Genomic DNA, 15190 nt, shown 5'->3' on the forward strand with positions numbered 1-15190 from the left:
TTTTCTATATTTTAATTTTCACTTCCACTTTTTTATAAATAAACAGAAAAGTAGATAGTCTATTTCTAAGACTATCTACTACCTTAAAATTATCATTTTATTTATAAGAATAAATTATTATTAATATTGCATAACTACATTTTCTTCCCAAAGTATAACCATATTATGTTTTATTCTTAGTATTTCTTCAATTTCTTTTATAATATCTCTTTTCTGTTCATCTGTTTCAACACCATATTTTCTTACATCTTCATTTGTAATTTGGCAAACAAGACCAAGTAATTCCTCTTTACCTAAATCTTCTAATGGATACGTTTTAGGCTCGGATAGAACATATAACAAACTATTCCCCCTTTTTTCCATAAGCATATCTTTATCATAGTAGAATTCTTCTATATGAGTTATATCACTTAAGTTACCTATGTCAATAATATTATTTTTAGCAGAAATCTGTTTTATTACTTTCTTATTTTTAGTATTTATAACTACCCTAACCTCTTTTTGATATTCAAAGCTTATATCCTTTAAGAATAACTCTCCTGGATATACTTCTTTAGGAGAATAAAACCCTTGGCTTTTATCCATATATTCAACTGGATTTATTAGAATTTCTTCTCTTTTTAACCCAAGTTTTATAAGGTAGTCTGTAATCCTTTTGAAAAATTCATTTGGATTTGTAATTATTACTAAAACAGGTTGCTTATGCACAGGCAATTCCTTAGCTATTTCCTTAGTAGTATTATCTGAAAAATCTTTGAAATATTGTTGAGTTACAGTTGTTGTATAATGTTTTATTCCCTCTTCATCTATACTTATATCTGAAAAATCCTTAACATCAAGACCAAAAAAACAGTAACTTGGCAATTCTAAAATATCTTTACTCCTTAGATAGGTAATATTATTGATAGTTTCTCCACATATATTTTCCCTAATATCTCTTAATTGTGCTAACATGGGTATATCATCTTTATGAAAACTTGCACAAACACCTTCTAGCAAGTCGCCTCTACCTTTGCCTTCTTCCTTTTCTAACTCAATCCAATATCCTGGTGTATTAAATTTCATATTACCTGTTTCACAAAAAGACTTTGCATATTGTCGTTCTGTACATCTAAATAAATTAATAATATTGGGTTGTTTCATAATTTTACTCCTCTTTCATTTGTTTATATTATAATTATACATTATCTTGCAATTTATTTCCTATGTATACAAACTAATACTTTATAACAAAAATTTAATTATAAAAAAATTAGGATAGGCGTTTTTTCGTCTATCCTAGCTACTAAATTTTTAAGTTAGTATTTCTACTTTAAGATATTATTTTATAGCTTTTTTTTTCTTTAAAACTAAAATTTTATATAAATAAGATAATATATCAGAGTACCTCATTTAAACTATATTTATCTAAAATATAATTTGATGTATATTTTTCTTTCCAAAGAACTCTTATAATATTCTCACCATCGTCTTTATCAAACCATCTCCAACTATATACACCTACTGCATGTATTATCGGAAAGTTCATTCTATTTCCTCTAATAGTTGATAAGTATTGCTCTATTTCAAAGTAGAGTTCTTTACTTCTCTCTTTTTTGTCATAATCATATCCATGTTGGTAATAATACTCATCCATATCACTATATTTTTCAAATATCCCCATAAGATTACTATATACCGATATATCAAAATAGTCTGAAGTTATATAGTCTATTTCGCACGTACATACTTTGTATATATCGGCTTTTGTATTACAAATTCCATCTTGGATAAATACACAAATAATTATTTTAGGGTTTCCACACATCTCACACTCATTTGGTTTTTTTAACATTTTTAAGTCATTTTTAGATAATTGCCATACAGCCTTAAATTCACTAATATAATTCCTAAGTAAATTTAAATTGTGGCTTACTATTAAATTTTCATAATTATTATTATTAGCATTTTTTGTCCAGTTAAAAGAGCCTGACATAAAAAATTTATTATCTATAATACAAAACTTATGATGCATATAATTATATTTTGATGGCATGCTAATAAATTTAATTTTTGCCCCTAGATAAATTAATTCATTTATAGTCTGAGTGTATTTTCTATTCTTTACATCATCGTTTACTGCAATTTTAATTTTTACTCTATTATTCAATAATAAAATAAGTGTATCTTTATAATCATCAAAATTTATCCATGCTACTGCTATTTTTATACTTCTTTTTGATGTTAAAAGTCCTTTATTAATTATATCCTTTTGATTTTCAAAATAAGCCCCATCTTCAATCATATTATTTGACCTTTCTTTTATAGTTATAAATTTTCTATTTATTTTAATTAATATTAAAAATCTACATTTTATTTAACATATAATGCTAGCTTATTTGTAAAATTATCAATTTTTAGTTTCTAAAATCATTCTAACATATATATTTACCCTATTAAAAGCTAAAAAACTAGAAGCGTTTAATTACTTCATAAGGGGTACTTATTAGTGTTTACCAGTACCTTTTATAGATATATAAGTTTTAACTATGTTTTCTAATTGACGTTGACTATCAACTTCATAAACCCATTCTCCCATTTCATAAGGAATAAAATAATATTTATCAACTTGAGGAGAAGCTATAATTGTACTACCGTTTGAAAGTGGTATTGTATATTTATTATAACTTATTATACCCATTTTTTGCATTCTTGACTTGATTACAGAGTCTTGCTCATCTTCAATTTTTATTGCCCTATATTCCGTTCTATCTCTTTCTATTTCTACTTGTTCATAAACTAATTCGGTTTTTGCTTTTTTATAACCTACTTTGCTCCCCATTACGAACCCACCTATTAAAGCTGTTAACCCTATTAAAATACTTGCAATTATTTTGTTTCTTTTTGTCATTTTGTTTCCCCCAATATTTAATAAGAATATACATATATTATATAGCAATCTTACAAACAATATCTAAAATATGGTATATTTTATTTATATAACTAAGATGGGAGGAATATATAAATATGAAGTTATCATCTAAAATATTAATAGGGGCATCAGTAGTCGTAGTAGGTATATTTGCATTTATACAAATTAACAAAAATACTTCTAGTATAACTAAAGAACATAAGCAAGCATTAGTAGAACAAGAAAGTGCTAAATCTAAAAGGGATAATGTAGATAAAAAATCTTATGACCATTATCAAGATTACCTGAATACATTTATAGAGACAAATATTAAGGAAATAGAAAGAGAACTTACACAAGAAAATTGGAAACAAGAAGAAAATACCTTTACAAGTCCGTCTAGCGATACTATTACAATTGAAACTGATGAGTACGATACTATTACAAGTGTAAAATTGAAAGTACAGCAAATAACTAAAATATACAACACTAATGAGCAAGAGTTAACAGAAGAAGAACAACAAATACAAGAAAAAGCTAAGGCTAAAAGAGAAAAAGTTACGGGTGAAGCCTACAACGGCAATCAAGATTACTTCGATAGCTTTGTAGGTACTAATAAGAACTATTTAATGAACAATTTATCAACGGTTTGGAATGAAGTTGAAAAAGTAGGAGATAAGGAAGTTTTAGAAGACCCAAACGGGAACAAAATAACATTTTCATGTAATGAATACGGCACAATTTTGGAAATTGAATTAATTGAAAACAAGTAATTCCAAGGGTTTATTCCTTTTCTTCATAGTCTATTAGTTTGTTTTTGTATTTAAGGTTTCAAAGAATTTTTAAAAATAGAATGATAGAAACCATTCATGGCTTCTATCATTAATGTATTTATCTGATGCTTACAGTACCCCCATTTTTTCTAATTGCTATTTTCAACACTTTTTCCATGACTTGTAAATTTATGCTTTATAATGTTTTAAAGAAAATAAAGGCTTTAGCCTTTCCTATTCTATAGTCCTATTCCCTATTCTTTACCCTGTCTTTTTTGTGCAAACCACCCCCTTAATTTTATGCAATATTAGTAAAACCACCCCATCTTTTTTGTGCAACTCATATTTGCACCCTATTATTTTTGTGCAATGAAAAAAAGTGGAGCTGTTAAACACCACCTTCTTAAACTAAGCTATAATATATATTTTTGTTTTGATTTTTTTCATTCCTTATTCTTTCAATCCTTATGCAACCTATATCCTCTAATACCTCTAAGAATAAATTCATAGATTTTCTACTTGTTTCATTGTTTGCATATCCTAACTTTTCAAATAATTGTTCTTGTGTTAGAGTGCATTTTCCATTGTTATACATTCTGCAATATTTTCTTATGATTAAGAATAATGCTAAACCTTCTGATTTTATACAAGTTACAAGTTTTTGAATTGGCTTTTGTCCAAAGTCTAATATCTCATAGTTTCCATCTAAGTTGTATAATTTCTTGTATTCGCCATTATCATCTTTGAATGTATCTCTACTTAATAATCCTAAACTTTCCAACCTCAACAATGCTTTATTTACTGTATTTCTACTTATACCCTTACATTCTTTTGCCATAGTCGAATTATTAATATATTTTATGTAAACTTTTCTAAATTTATCGTAATCATTTTTATCTCCATCTGAAATTGATTGTAAATATCCAAATGCTATATAGTTCATTTTTCCTTTTTTTAATAAATCTATTGAGTTCATAATAAATTCTCCTTCATCATCAATTTCCTCATTATTTATTGTCGTAGGAAATCTTCTTGGTTTATATTCGTATTCATTTACCTTTGTAGGCTTTTCTATTCCCTCACTTGATACATTATTCACTTTTATCTTTTCAACCTTATTGTAAGTCCATTTAAAAGGATCGTCTAAGAAGTATTCATAGTCTATTCCTCTGCCACCGTAATAATTTATATCCGATTTCATATCTGATATAGTTTTACTTCTATATCCTTCTATATTTTTGAATATTGTATTTATAACTATATTTGTACTAGTCATATTGTCTAAGTTTATTTCACCATCATTTGTATCGTATTTCCAAGTTTGCATAGTGTTATTTAATAACTGTGATGAAGGATAACCACCATCTAATTTTGTGTTAAATTCCTTCTTTAATCTTGTTATAAATCTTGTATTAGTAGATAGTTTTTCTCTTGAATAAGTATCATCTACTATTTTTAAAAACGTTTCTAAGTGTTTATTTTGATTTATAATAGATGTAATATCTACATCCATATCCATTTCTTCTTCAAATACACTTTCTTCTCCATCTACATATTCTAATTCCAACATACTACCATGATACATTTCTTCCATATTACTTACCTCATTCTTTCCGACTTTTTATTAAGTCTAATATTTTTATGTTGTCATTGTCCATTTGTGTTCTCATCTCCAAATTGTGTTATATTTTTATTATACATAGAAGTATAAAAAGTGTAACATGTTTCTGATTATTACTGGGTTTGATGGTTTCATAAGAAACATTTTGGCGAAATATTTTTTCCACCTAATACTACTAAAAACTTTTATTTTATATAAAAAAAGATAGGCTAAACCTATCTCTCTTTATGATTCAATTTTATTGTATATTTAGTTAGAAAACTTGACCACATTCCTGGGTTTATATCTATTATATAACTTTCATTATATTTATTATTTAATATATTTTTATAACTTATATCTATTTGAATACTAGGTATTAATTTTTCTTGAATTGATTTTAAATCATCATTTCTCATATAATGATATGTGACGCTATTAACTATATTTTCAAATCTGTTCAAGCTATTAGTTAAAGAAATTTTGTCATTATAACCCAAATTAGTAAAATACAATTTACCATCATCTAAAAATTTCTGCTTTAAATATCCTTCAGATTCTTGCTCTGGGCATTCTACTATTAATAAATTTTCTGATACATACATTTTTTCATCTAACTTTATAATATTAATATTTTCAACTTTAATATTTACATTTATTTCCCTAGCTACACCATTTCCAATATTTTTTATATAAAAATCAAATGGACTACTATCAATTTTATATAATGAATTATAAAAACTGCATTCATCATAGTTAACTTCTCTTGGCTCTATATTGAAGTCACTATTAAATTTATCTTTTAAGTCTAATACTACATAAGGTCTATTTGCATCTCTTCTCTGCTTTATCATTATTGAAATGGTAATAAGAGTACAAAGTAATGCTAATGAACTTATTATATCTCCTATACCTATTGTATTGCCAAAAATCATAGATTCACCCCTTGTATACTTTCTTAACTTATATTTTACCACTTTTATACACATTTAAAAAGATATCCCTATAAGTGGGTATCCTCTTATAAAAAATGTGAATTTGTTTTAGGATATTTTTTGCACGACCGTGTGCGAATTTAAGATATGGTTTCATAGTGAATTATACTTAGGGTACGAAAAAACTTCGTACCCTTTATATAGGATATAAATATTGTTTGCACTCTCTTGGTACGAAAAAAGTTCGTATGAAGAAAGTAAAAGTAATAGTGATTTTAATTAGGATTATGAAGTTAAGAATTGTGAGCCAATGATTATACCTTTAATTTTGAAAATGTAATAATTTACGCATAAAAAAAGATAGAATTAATCTCCTATCTTTTTTATTTCTATTTATAATTTAGATTGTTCTTTTTTATCATTACTTAAATTAGATATTATTCTACTACTTCTTGCTCTTACTGGTCTAGTTTCAATTGGTGGTTTTCTTCTCGGTTTTGTTTTTTGATTTGAAATAAATATCTCGATTCCATCATTGGAACTATCTTCTTTTTTAAGTATAACTCGTGCTTTAATTGTTTTATAGTTTTTTTTCATATAGTTTACTCCCCTAATTTATAAAATTTATGAACATCAATGCAAAGCTAATGAAAGTTCCTCTTATAGTACATTTAAGTCCTATTTCATAATAATCAGCTTTATTATCATTTCCTATTTTTAAATCTTCCAATATACCCTTGTATGTATCCATTAATTCTGCTTCCATTTCAAACATAGTATAATCTAGCATTTCTTCAACAAAAAAAGTCTTGTAATTAATCAAATTATATTCTTGTAGTTTAAGAACTTCTGAAAAATTATATATTCCTGCAAAATAAATAATTCCACTTAAAGCAAATAATACAATTGATATTTGCCTAGTTATATCCCAAACTGCATTAAGGTTCGTTGTAAAATAAGCTGACGTTAAAGTAAACATTATTCCTATTACTGGTATAAAAATATTTGCTTTACTCTCTAGTCTTTTCGACCTATCATACTCGTGTTCAAAGCATCTTAATGCCATATCTAGCATAAGTGGACTACAACTATCTTCTTTTTTCCTCTTTATGTATATTGCTTTTCTTTTTTTCTTTTTCATTATTTTACCCCACGAAATATTATATACTCTATTTTACCATCATTTCACAAATAAAAAAAGGGCTAGGACACCACTCCTAACCCTTTTTCCTATCTATATAAAAGATAGGTAACAAAATCGATGTAACTCTACTATACACTACTGTTTTCAACAGTTCAAGTTTTTTTAAAATGAATGTTCGACACATTTGTCGTTTCAATTCAAATTCAATTTAGAGTGTATATCCCCATAAGCTTAACATCCATTCCATAGCCTTAAGAAGTAAAGGAAACATCAATATCCCTACTCCTATTATTATCCCTATTTCTAATAAATCTTTACCTAAATTAATTGTGAATTGCTTTAATTCTAATTTCATATTCCTTCATCCCCTTTTATAATTCTTGCATATATTTTGTAATATCATTCTTATCTATTTCTTGCCCATTGTGGTGTTTTGGAATTGCATTTCTTATAATTGTATCATTGTCCAATCCTTCGTCTTTGACATAGGGCATTTGTACTGATGTTGGTGATTTTTTACTTTCTAATTTGTAATCTGCATATATAAATGTTGTTAATGCCCCTATTACAACATACGGTGCTATTTCTTTGATAAATTCTATAAACTTCTTCATTATCTCATACCCTCTTTTTTCAATTTTGCTTCAAATATCTCAATTGCCAATTCCCTTATTTTTAAGCCTTTTGATGATGCTAATGTTTTTATATCCTTGTGTAAGGTCTTAGGTATTTGTATTGTTAATGCTTTAGTTTCTTCTTTCATTTGTATTTACTCCTTTACTATTTAATGTTTTAGTTTTTATACTTTTTATTATAAACTACTTAAATACAAGTAATACCAGTTACTTCACGACAATATCCGTACAGAATAAGTTGTTTTTAAAGGAGTAAATTGTTCTAAAATTCATCTAACAAATTCCTACAATTTAAGCCCATTTTAGTTTCTGTTTTTCTTCTATTAATCTTTCAAATTCACTTTCGCTTAAATCCTCCGTATCAACTATTTTACCTTCGAATTCCACTTTAGTTGAACACATATAGATGGACTTGTCTTTTCTACTCTTTTTTGCTATACTTTTCTTAATCTTAGTTTTAGTGCTTTGTGCATTAGAACTTGAAGCATCGACTATTCCCGTAGTTGGTGCTTTTTTATTATTCAAATACACTTTGTAGATGTAAGAGAAAGACTTACCTTCTTGTGCTACGGTAATCTCTATTGCTTGTAATAACCTATCCTTGTCCAAAGTTTGTATCATTTTTTCTTGTACATTAGATACTTTAAATCCATAGCTTTTTACAAGAGCAACTCTTTCATCTTCTAAGTCTAGCTTTTGTTGGAATGCTCCTTCTACAATTTCATTTTCTAAGTTCAAGTGTGGTTCTTCTAAACAACTACAACAACTTATTTTTAATAATTCTTTTTTAGATGTATCAAACACCGTTTCATTCTTAGTTTCAACAACCGTATCACTACCCTTGCTATGTGTATTGATTTTACTAAGTTTGACCGTTTTATTTTCCGCGTCAAATACCGTATCATTTACCGTTTCACTAATTGACAAATAAAAATACACAGATGCTTGTGTACTTGATTTGCTTAATGAAATTGGCTTGATAATTTCTAATTCAATAAATTTCTTAATCATTCTTTGAGCCTTAGCCAAAGAAATATTTAAATCCTTGCTAATATTTCTTGTACTTAGATAAAGTTGACCTTTACCTAACTCACCTTTAAGTCTTTGTAAATTCTCTTTCTGCATTAGGTAATGATTCAACCTAATCAAGTCTACGTCTTTGTTTACATCGAATTCTAAGACTTTATTATTTAATTTATAATAGCTTATCATTTGCTTATACTCCTTCTTTTTAAACTTTAAGACAGAGTATATACACCTGTTTTGGAAATGTAAAGATAAATTTTTCTTGACTATATTTGAGATATGCGAGTATACTAAAAATAACTTAATTTTGATAGGGTTCGTTTAAATCTCAAAAACTAGAATAGATTTAACCTGTTGAAAATACTTATGTGTAGGCTTGTTTTAATTGAAAAGTTAACTCAAAATCCGTTGGTTTAAGTATCGTGTGGGTTCGAGTCCCACATCCGGCACCAATTTAAAAGAGAGATTATGATTATAATCTCTCTTTTATTTTTATTTAATCTGATTTTTTAGCTTTATTGTATTGGTTTTGTTTTTTAGTTTTGTTAGTTCCACTATCTTTTGCCCCGATTTTCATTCCATCTTCTATTCCTAATTCAGAGCCATGTTCAAAGTACATTTTTCTCATTTCTGCATTAGACTTAGGTCTATCTTTAAGTCTATTTTTGTTGTTATCCATTTAAAATAACCCTCCTAGAATTAATTTATTCTTAAGATTAATTTATCCAAAGTTTTTTTCAATATTCTAGGTTTAATGTAAAATTAAATTTATAACTATTAAACTATTTAGAATGAAGCCTACTATATACACCACCTTTGTTGATTAGTTCATCGTGTGTACCTCTTTCTGTTATGCCACTTTCTGTTAATACAATTATTTCATCTGCATTTTTAATAGTAGATAGCCTGTGGGCTACAACTAAGTTTGTCCTATCTTTGCTTAATTCCTCTAATGATTGTTGTATTTCACGCTCTGTAACATTGTCCAGTGCTGAAGTTGCCTCATCTAAAATAATTATTGGAGGATTTTTGAGAAATATTCTTGCTATAGATACCCTTTGTTTTTGTCCTCCTGATAATTTTACTCCTCTTTCACCTATATATGTGTCATATCCCTGTGGAAGAGTCTGTACAAAGTCATGTATCCTTGCCTTTTTAGCCGCATCTATAATTTGTTCTTCTGTGGCATTAGGATTACCAATAGTAATATTTTCTCTTATTGTTCCTGTAAATAAAAATACATCTTGTGCTACTATCCCTATATTTTCTCTTAAGGACTTTAAACTTACGTCCTTTACACTTACTCCGTCTATTTTTATATCACCTTCAGTAAAATCAAAGAATCTAGGTATTAAATTACAAAGAGTTGTCTTTCCTCCACCCGAAGGACCTACTAATGCTATAGTTCTTCCAGCATCTATTGATAAACTTAAGTTATTAAATACTTCATTTTCATCTTCATAGGTGAAAGATACATTTTCTATATCTATTTTACCTTTCACACTCTTTAACTCTATTGGATTTTTTGATTCTTTTTCAGCCTCTTGGTTCATAATTTCTACAAACCTTTCAAAACCTGTCATACCACTTTGATATTGCTCCATAAAGTTTATAAGTTTTTTTATTGGCTGGACAAACATATTCACATAAAGCAAATATGCTGTAAATTCACCTAATGTTATTTCTCCTTTAAATGTAAAATAACCTGCCGACACTAACGCTACTAGTCCTAAAATATCCATAAAAAAATTCATTCCTGAAAAATATTGCGCCATTACCTTATATGCACTTTCTCTAGCATATCTAAATACGTCATTACTTTCATTAAATTTTTCTAGTTCTTCTTTTTCTGTACAAAATGATTTTGTTACCTTCATTCCAGCAATACTATTTTCTAGAGTTGCATTTACCTCACCTATTTTTACCCTAGTTTTTTTAAATGCTTTATTCATTCTTCCTCTTTGTGATAAAGTAAACCATATTACAAATGGAAGTAGTGCAAATATAATTAATGTTAATTGAACATTTATACCTAAAAGTATTAAAAATGAACCTATTAACATAACCGCTGATATAAATAAATCTTCTGGACCATGATGAGCTAATTCTGACACTTCCATTAGGTCATTTACTATTCTCGACATTATTATACCTGATTTATTATTGTCAAAGTAATGGTTCGGTATTTTTTGTAAATGTATGAATACATCGTTTCTCATATCCGCTTGCATCCTAACCCCTACAACATGCCCCCAGTATTGCATAAAATAGTTCAGACCTGCTTTAACTATAAATATAACGGTTAATGTTATAGCAAATATTATTAACATTCTTAAATCTTTATTTGGAACTACTTTATCCATTATATTACTTGTTATAATCGGATAGATTAAGTCACACATTGAAAATAAAAATGCAGCTAAAATATCTAATATAAACAACTTCTTATACGGCTTATAGTATTGTATAAACATTTTTATCATTAATACTCTTCCTCCCGGCTAAAATTTACTCTTATTAGATAAGTATATCATATAATTTTACCACTTTATTCATTACGTTGCTAATCATATCCTTCAAAGAAAGCTATAACGAATTCGTTATAGCTTTTTATTGGCATAAATATTTCTTTATTAAGTTTATATTATTTTGACTTATTACTTGAATATCTTTAATCTTATTTTCCTGTGTACATATTCCTAAAATTTTTCCATCTTCTTTATTAATTCCACTTAAGAAATATATACTTATCTCGGAACCATTTGTATTATCGTATATTTCATAATTAGGAAATACTTCTCCTACTATACTTTTTATGTTATTTTTATCTTGGCCAATATATTTTTTTAAATCAACGTTAATTTTCTTACTCAAAGGTAAACTCATATCATTGTAGTATCTATTTAATATTATATCTGAACCGTGATTGATATTTTCTTCTTCAACACTAAAATCTGATAATTCGTAAGTCTCTACATCTACAACTTTATTATCTTTTATCTCTATATAGATGGCACTTTCTTCTATTTGACTTTCTTCAGCATGTTTAGGATATATTAATCTCATATTTTCAGCTTTAAAATCTTCATTCAGTATTTCATTACTATTGATTTGTTTCGAATTTATATAATATGTAGTACAATATGGCTCTCCCATATTATTTAACACATATTCATAGTCTTTATTCATTATTTCATTTACATCATTTTGCACCTTTGTCATTGTTTTTTGGTATACTGCTTCATTTTTTATTTCATTCCCTTTACTTATCTGATTTGAACTGCATCCTGTAATAAAGATGCTTAGTATAATAGTACTGAGTAATGATTGCTTTAAATTCATATATTAGCCCCTTTCATTAAAACATTACCTATGTATACAACTTATTTAAATAATATTTTTATGTATAAAATATTATTCCTATTATTTTATTTAATTATATAATATAAAAGCTTCTTTAATAATATTTATAGTAAATCTGTAATGTTTTTGTAATAATATATGACATTTAGTCAAATCCATAAAATTAATTTATGATATAATAATAATAGATAATTTAAGGAGGATTAATAATGGATTTTAAACAACTAGAAGCATTTGTAGCTGTTGCAAAACATAAAAGTTTTTCGAAAGCTGCTAGAGAATTATTTTTAACTCAACCTACAATAAGTTCCCATATTCAAAATCTAGAAAAAGAATTAGATACTATTCTTATTAATAGAAGTAACAAAACAGTTACATTAACTAAGTCTGGTGAAATTTTATACGATCATGCTATATATATATTAAATAATTGCAAAAAGGCTATTTATGATATAAAAGAGTTTTCAGGTAAAATAGAAGGTATTATTGATATTGCTTGCAGTTCAATTCCCGAAGCTTATATTCTACCTAATTTTTTAAAATGCCTTTCAACTAATTATCCTGATGTAAGGTTTAACATTAGTCATTACGATTCACAATATGTAATATCTGAAATTTTAAATGAAAGAATAAGTTTTGGTCTTGTCGGTTCCAAAAATAACAATCCTCAAGTTGAATATATCGACTTAATTGATGATGAATTGATTCTTATAGCACCTAAAAATTTAAAATTAAAAAATATAGATGGATATATTGATATTGAAGAATTATACAATCTTACTTTTATTATGAGAAAAGAAGGTTCTGGAACTAGAGATTTAATTTTTAACACTTTAAATAAAAATAACTTCGATACTGATAAACTAAATATTCTAGCTCATGTTGAATCTAATAATGCCATAAAAGAAATGGTTAAAATCGGTCTTGGTGTTTCTTTAATCTCGTATATTTCAGCTTTAGACTATATAAACAATGATAATCTAGATTTTTTCAGGATAAAAGATATCGATTTCTTCAGAAAGTTCTACTTTATTTATTCTAAGAAAAAAATCTTCAATCCCTTAGAAGACAAATTTTTAAATAAATTATGTGAATACTTCAAATTAAAAAAATAGACCTTATATATACTCTAAGGTCTATTTTTTATAGTTCTATAAATTTATATTAAAGAATGCTTTATATCCTTTGTACATTTCATATATATCAACCTTTGAAACTATTTCATGTGGTGCATGCATATTTAAAACACCTACTCCACAGTCTATAACTTCAGCACCGTAATTTGCCAAAATGTACGCTATAGTTCCGCCTCCACCTTGATCTACTTTTCCAAGTTCAGCAGTTTGCCATACTACACTAGCTTGATTAAATATTTGTCTTACTTCTGACATAAATTCTGCATTCGCATCATTACATCCACCTTTTCCTCTAACTCCAGTGTATTTACTTAATACTAGACCATGTCCCATATAAGCAGAATTTCTTTTTTCATATACATCTGGGAAGTTAGGATCATATCCAGCTGAAACATCTGCTGATAATACTTTAGTATTTGCCATAGCTCGTCTAACTTTTAAATCACAATATTCTCCTTCTAAAGCTATAAGCTCTGCTACTGTATTTTCAAAGAATTTTGAATGCATTCCTGTATTTCCTTGCGATCCAACTTCTTCTTTATCTACACATAATGTAACCGCTGTGTACTTAGGAGCTTTTGTTTCAATTATCGCTTTAACAGCTCCATATGAACATACTCTATCATCATGCCCATATGCTAAAACCATAGATCTATCAAAACCTAAATCACGAGCACGTCCTGCTGGAACGACCTCTATCTCAGCACTTAAGAAATCTTCTTCTACCATACCGTATTTTTCATTTAATATTTTTAATATGTTTTGTTCTATTGGTTCTTTTTCTTCACCCTCTAGTGGAATATGTCCAATTAATATATTAAGACCTTCCCCTGTTATTCCATCTGCAAGTTTTTTTTGCATTTGATCTCCTGCTAAGTGGACTAACAAATCAGTTATACAGAATACTGGATCAGATTCATCTTCTCCAATACAAATATCTACTTTACTACCATCATTTAATATTACTAATCCATGTATTGCTAGTGGTATAGCTGTCCATTGATATTTTTTTATTCCTCCGTAATAATGAGTTTTAAAAAAACCTAGGTTAGCTTCTTGATATAATGGATTTGGTTTCAAATCTATCCTTGGTACATCTATGTGACCACCAATAACCTTCATTCCTTTTTCTAGTTTTTCTTGTCCTATCACAAATAAAGCAACTGCCTTATCTTTGTTAAGTGCAAAAACTTTATCTCCTGATTTTACATTTCCCTTTTGTATTGCTTCTTCTATAGATATGTATCCATTATCCTTTGCTATCTTAACAATTTCTCTTGCTGAAGTTCTTTCTGTCTTTCCTCTATCTAAGAAATCCATATATTCTTTAGAGTATGACATTACATCTTCTATTTTTTTGTTTTCCCTTTCAACTTCCCATGCATTTTTAAATTCATGCTTTAATTTCATATTTTACCCCTCCAAATTTGATAATTAATTTTTATTGTTTTTCATATGTTCTTCATACTCTTCTGGCGATACTACCTTAACAGAATCTAGTCTTGATTTAAAATGTGCTCTAAAATTTTCTAAGTATTCTTTTCTTAATACTTCTCTTTCTTGTAATTCAGCCTCCGTTAATCCTTCACTTTTGTTCTTCTTTGCTAATTCATTTATTCTATCTAATTTTTTTTGATCAAACATATTATATTTATGCTTAAAATTTTTATATTTTAAGCATTCTCCTT

General features: G+C 27.2%; 18 protein-coding genes. 2 read left to right on the forward strand and 16 right to left on the reverse strand.

Translation table 11 applies throughout. From position 1 onward, the window contains the following. Nucleotides 1-120: 120 nt before the first annotated feature. From ACRC03_RS16190 to ACRC03_RS16200, 3 genes are all read right to left on the reverse strand, one after another. The gene (locus tag ACRC03_RS16190; protein ID WP_438653629.1) at nt 121-1143 is read right to left on the reverse strand and encodes a hypothetical protein; all 1023 of its coding nucleotides are present in this window, start codon (nt 1141-1143) and stop codon (nt 121-123) included. 235 nt (nt 1144-1378) lie between these two features. Continuing rightward, entirely contained in the window at nt 1379-2284 is a 906-nt protein-coding gene (locus tag ACRC03_RS16195) for a phospholipase D-like domain-containing protein (protein WP_438653630.1), read from the reverse strand. A 201-nt stretch (nt 2285-2485) separates the two neighbouring features. Next, nucleotides 2486-2890 (reverse strand): hypothetical protein, encoded by a 405-nt coding sequence (locus ACRC03_RS16200; protein ID WP_438653631.1) that lies wholly within the window; start codon nt 2888-2890, stop codon nt 2486-2488. 116 nt (nt 2891-3006) lie between these two features. On the opposite strand from ACRC03_RS16200, the gene ACRC03_RS16205 reads away from it, so the two are divergent. Then, complete coding sequence (locus tag ACRC03_RS16205; protein WP_438653632.1) at nt 3007-3663, forward strand: hypothetical protein; 657 nt, start codon at nt 3007-3009, stop codon at nt 3661-3663. Nucleotides 3664-4066: 403 nt separating this feature from the next. Here ACRC03_RS16205 and ACRC03_RS16210 read toward each other — a convergent pair whose 3' ends face one another. The 11 genes from ACRC03_RS16210 to ACRC03_RS16260 all read right to left on the reverse strand — a co-directional run bounded on the left by ACRC03_RS16210 (nt 4067) and on the right by ACRC03_RS16260 (nt 12345). Further along, a complete protein-coding gene (locus ACRC03_RS16210; protein ID WP_438653633.1) occupies nt 4067-5257 on the reverse strand; it encodes a hypothetical protein in 1191 nt (396 codons plus the stop codon). 242 nt (nt 5258-5499) lie between these two features. Next, nucleotides 5500-6198, reverse strand: a complete 699-nt coding sequence (locus tag ACRC03_RS16215) for a hypothetical protein (protein WP_438653634.1) — start codon at nt 6196-6198, stop codon at nt 5500-5502. Nucleotides 6199-6591: 393 nt separating this feature from the next. After that, complete coding sequence (locus tag ACRC03_RS16220; protein ID WP_438653635.1) at nt 6592-6795, reverse strand: hypothetical protein; 204 nt, start codon at nt 6793-6795, stop codon at nt 6592-6594. Nucleotides 6796-6808: 13 nt separating this feature from the next. Next, the gene (locus ACRC03_RS16225) at nt 6809-7339 is read right to left on the reverse strand and encodes a hypothetical protein (protein ID WP_438653636.1); all 531 of its coding nucleotides are present in this window, start codon (nt 7337-7339) and stop codon (nt 6809-6811) included. Between the two features lie 211 nt (nt 7340-7550). After that, nucleotides 7551-7697, reverse strand: a complete 147-nt coding sequence (locus ACRC03_RS16230; protein WP_438653637.1) for a hypothetical protein — start codon at nt 7695-7697, stop codon at nt 7551-7553. 16 nt (nt 7698-7713) lie between these two features. After that, nucleotides 7714-7956: a hypothetical protein gene (locus ACRC03_RS16235; protein ID WP_438653638.1), complete on the reverse strand. Its 243-nt coding sequence runs from the start codon at nt 7954-7956 to the stop codon at nt 7714-7716. Next, complete coding sequence (locus ACRC03_RS16240; protein WP_438653639.1) at nt 7956-8105, reverse strand: hypothetical protein; 150 nt, start codon at nt 8103-8105, stop codon at nt 7956-7958. The genes ACRC03_RS16235 and ACRC03_RS16240 overlap by 1 nt, the downstream gene beginning before the upstream one ends. 163 nt (nt 8106-8268) lie before the next feature. Continuing rightward, entirely contained in the window at nt 8269-9189 is a 921-nt protein-coding gene (locus tag ACRC03_RS16245) for a hypothetical protein (RefSeq protein WP_438653640.1), read from the reverse strand. Between the two features lie 310 nt (nt 9190-9499). After that, nucleotides 9500-9682 (reverse strand): hypothetical protein, encoded by a 183-nt coding sequence (locus tag ACRC03_RS16250; protein ID WP_438653641.1) that lies wholly within the window; start codon nt 9680-9682, stop codon nt 9500-9502. A 103-nt stretch (nt 9683-9785) separates the two neighbouring features. Continuing rightward, nucleotides 9786-11486 carry an ABC transporter ATP-binding protein gene (locus ACRC03_RS16255; protein WP_438653642.1) on the reverse strand — a complete coding sequence of 567 codons (1701 nt, stop codon included), beginning with the start codon at nt 11484-11486 and terminating at the stop codon, nt 9786-9788. Between the two features lie 127 nt (nt 11487-11613). After that, nucleotides 11614-12345, reverse strand: a complete 732-nt coding sequence (locus tag ACRC03_RS16260; RefSeq protein ID WP_438653643.1) for a hypothetical protein — start codon at nt 12343-12345, stop codon at nt 11614-11616. Between the two features lie 230 nt (nt 12346-12575). Here ACRC03_RS16260 and ACRC03_RS16265 point away from each other — a divergent pair, with 230 nt between their 5' ends. Then, nucleotides 12576-13481 carry a selenium metabolism-associated LysR family transcriptional regulator gene (locus ACRC03_RS16265; RefSeq protein WP_438653644.1) on the forward strand — a complete coding sequence of 302 codons (906 nt, stop codon included), beginning with the start codon at nt 12576-12578 and terminating at the stop codon, nt 13479-13481. A gap of 36 nt (nt 13482-13517) precedes the next feature. Here the strand turns inward: ACRC03_RS16265 and ACRC03_RS16270 are convergent, their stop codons facing one another. After that, nucleotides 13518-14912: an aminopeptidase gene (locus ACRC03_RS16270; protein ID WP_438653645.1), complete on the reverse strand. Its 1395-nt coding sequence runs from the start codon at nt 14910-14912 to the stop codon at nt 13518-13520. 24 nt (nt 14913-14936) lie between these two features. Then, entirely contained in the window at nt 14937-15146 is a 210-nt protein-coding gene (locus ACRC03_RS16275; RefSeq protein ID WP_438653646.1) for a DUF896 domain-containing protein, read from the reverse strand. Nucleotides 15147-15190: the final 44 nt, after the last annotated feature.

The sequence above is a fragment of the Romboutsia sp. genome, assembly GCF_051659545.1.
Classification (GTDB): Bacteria; Bacillota; Clostridia; order Peptostreptococcales; family Peptostreptococcaceae; genus JBOFOR01.

Excerpts from the sequence above, each read along its gene's own strand:
- ACRC03_RS16190 (WP_438653629.1), bottom strand. The coding sequence starts at position 1,143 with ATGAAACAACCCAATATTATTAATTTATTTAGATGTACAGAACGACAA.
- ACRC03_RS16195 (WP_438653630.1), bottom strand. The coding sequence starts at position 2,284 with ATGATTGAAGATGGGGCTTATTTTGAAAATCAAAAGGATATAATTAAT.
- ACRC03_RS16200 (WP_438653631.1), bottom strand. The coding sequence starts at position 2,890 with ATGACAAAAAGAAACAAAATAATTGCAAGTATTTTAATAGGGTTAACA.
- ACRC03_RS16205 (WP_438653632.1), top strand. The coding sequence starts at position 3,007 with ATGAAGTTATCATCTAAAATATTAATAGGGGCATCAGTAGTCGTAGTA.
- ACRC03_RS16210 (WP_438653633.1), bottom strand. The coding sequence starts at position 5,257 with ATGGAAGAAATGTATCATGGTAGTATGTTGGAATTAGAATATGTAGAT.
- ACRC03_RS16215 (WP_438653634.1), bottom strand. The coding sequence starts at position 6,198 with ATGATTTTTGGCAATACAATAGGTATAGGAGATATAATAAGTTCATTA.
- ACRC03_RS16220 (WP_438653635.1), bottom strand. The coding sequence starts at position 6,795 with ATGAAAAAAAACTATAAAACAATTAAAGCACGAGTTATACTTAAAAAA.
- ACRC03_RS16225 (WP_438653636.1), bottom strand. The coding sequence starts at position 7,339 with ATGAAAAAGAAAAAAAGAAAAGCAATATACATAAAGAGGAAAAAAGAA.
- ACRC03_RS16230 (WP_438653637.1), bottom strand. The coding sequence starts at position 7,697 with ATGAAATTAGAATTAAAGCAATTCACAATTAATTTAGGTAAAGATTTA.
- ACRC03_RS16235 (WP_438653638.1), bottom strand. The coding sequence starts at position 7,956 with ATGAAGAAGTTTATAGAATTTATCAAAGAAATAGCACCGTATGTTGTA.
- ACRC03_RS16240 (WP_438653639.1), bottom strand. The coding sequence starts at position 8,105 with ATGAAAGAAGAAACTAAAGCATTAACAATACAAATACCTAAGACCTTA.
- ACRC03_RS16245 (WP_438653640.1), bottom strand. The coding sequence starts at position 9,189 with ATGATAAGCTATTATAAATTAAATAATAAAGTCTTAGAATTCGATGTA.
- ACRC03_RS16250 (WP_438653641.1), bottom strand. The coding sequence starts at position 9,682 with ATGGATAACAACAAAAATAGACTTAAAGATAGACCTAAGTCTAATGCA.
- ACRC03_RS16255 (WP_438653642.1), bottom strand. The coding sequence starts at position 11,486 with ATGATAAAAATGTTTATACAATACTATAAGCCGTATAAGAAGTTGTTT.
- ACRC03_RS16260 (WP_438653643.1), bottom strand. The coding sequence starts at position 12,345 with ATGAATTTAAAGCAATCATTACTCAGTACTATTATACTAAGCATCTTT.
- ACRC03_RS16265 (WP_438653644.1), top strand. The coding sequence starts at position 12,576 with ATGGATTTTAAACAACTAGAAGCATTTGTAGCTGTTGCAAAACATAAA.
- ACRC03_RS16270 (WP_438653645.1), bottom strand. The coding sequence starts at position 14,912 with ATGAAATTAAAGCATGAATTTAAAAATGCATGGGAAGTTGAAAGGGAA.
- ACRC03_RS16275 (WP_438653646.1), bottom strand. The coding sequence starts at position 15,146 with ATGTTTGATCAAAAAAAATTAGATAGAATAAATGAATTAGCAAAGAAG.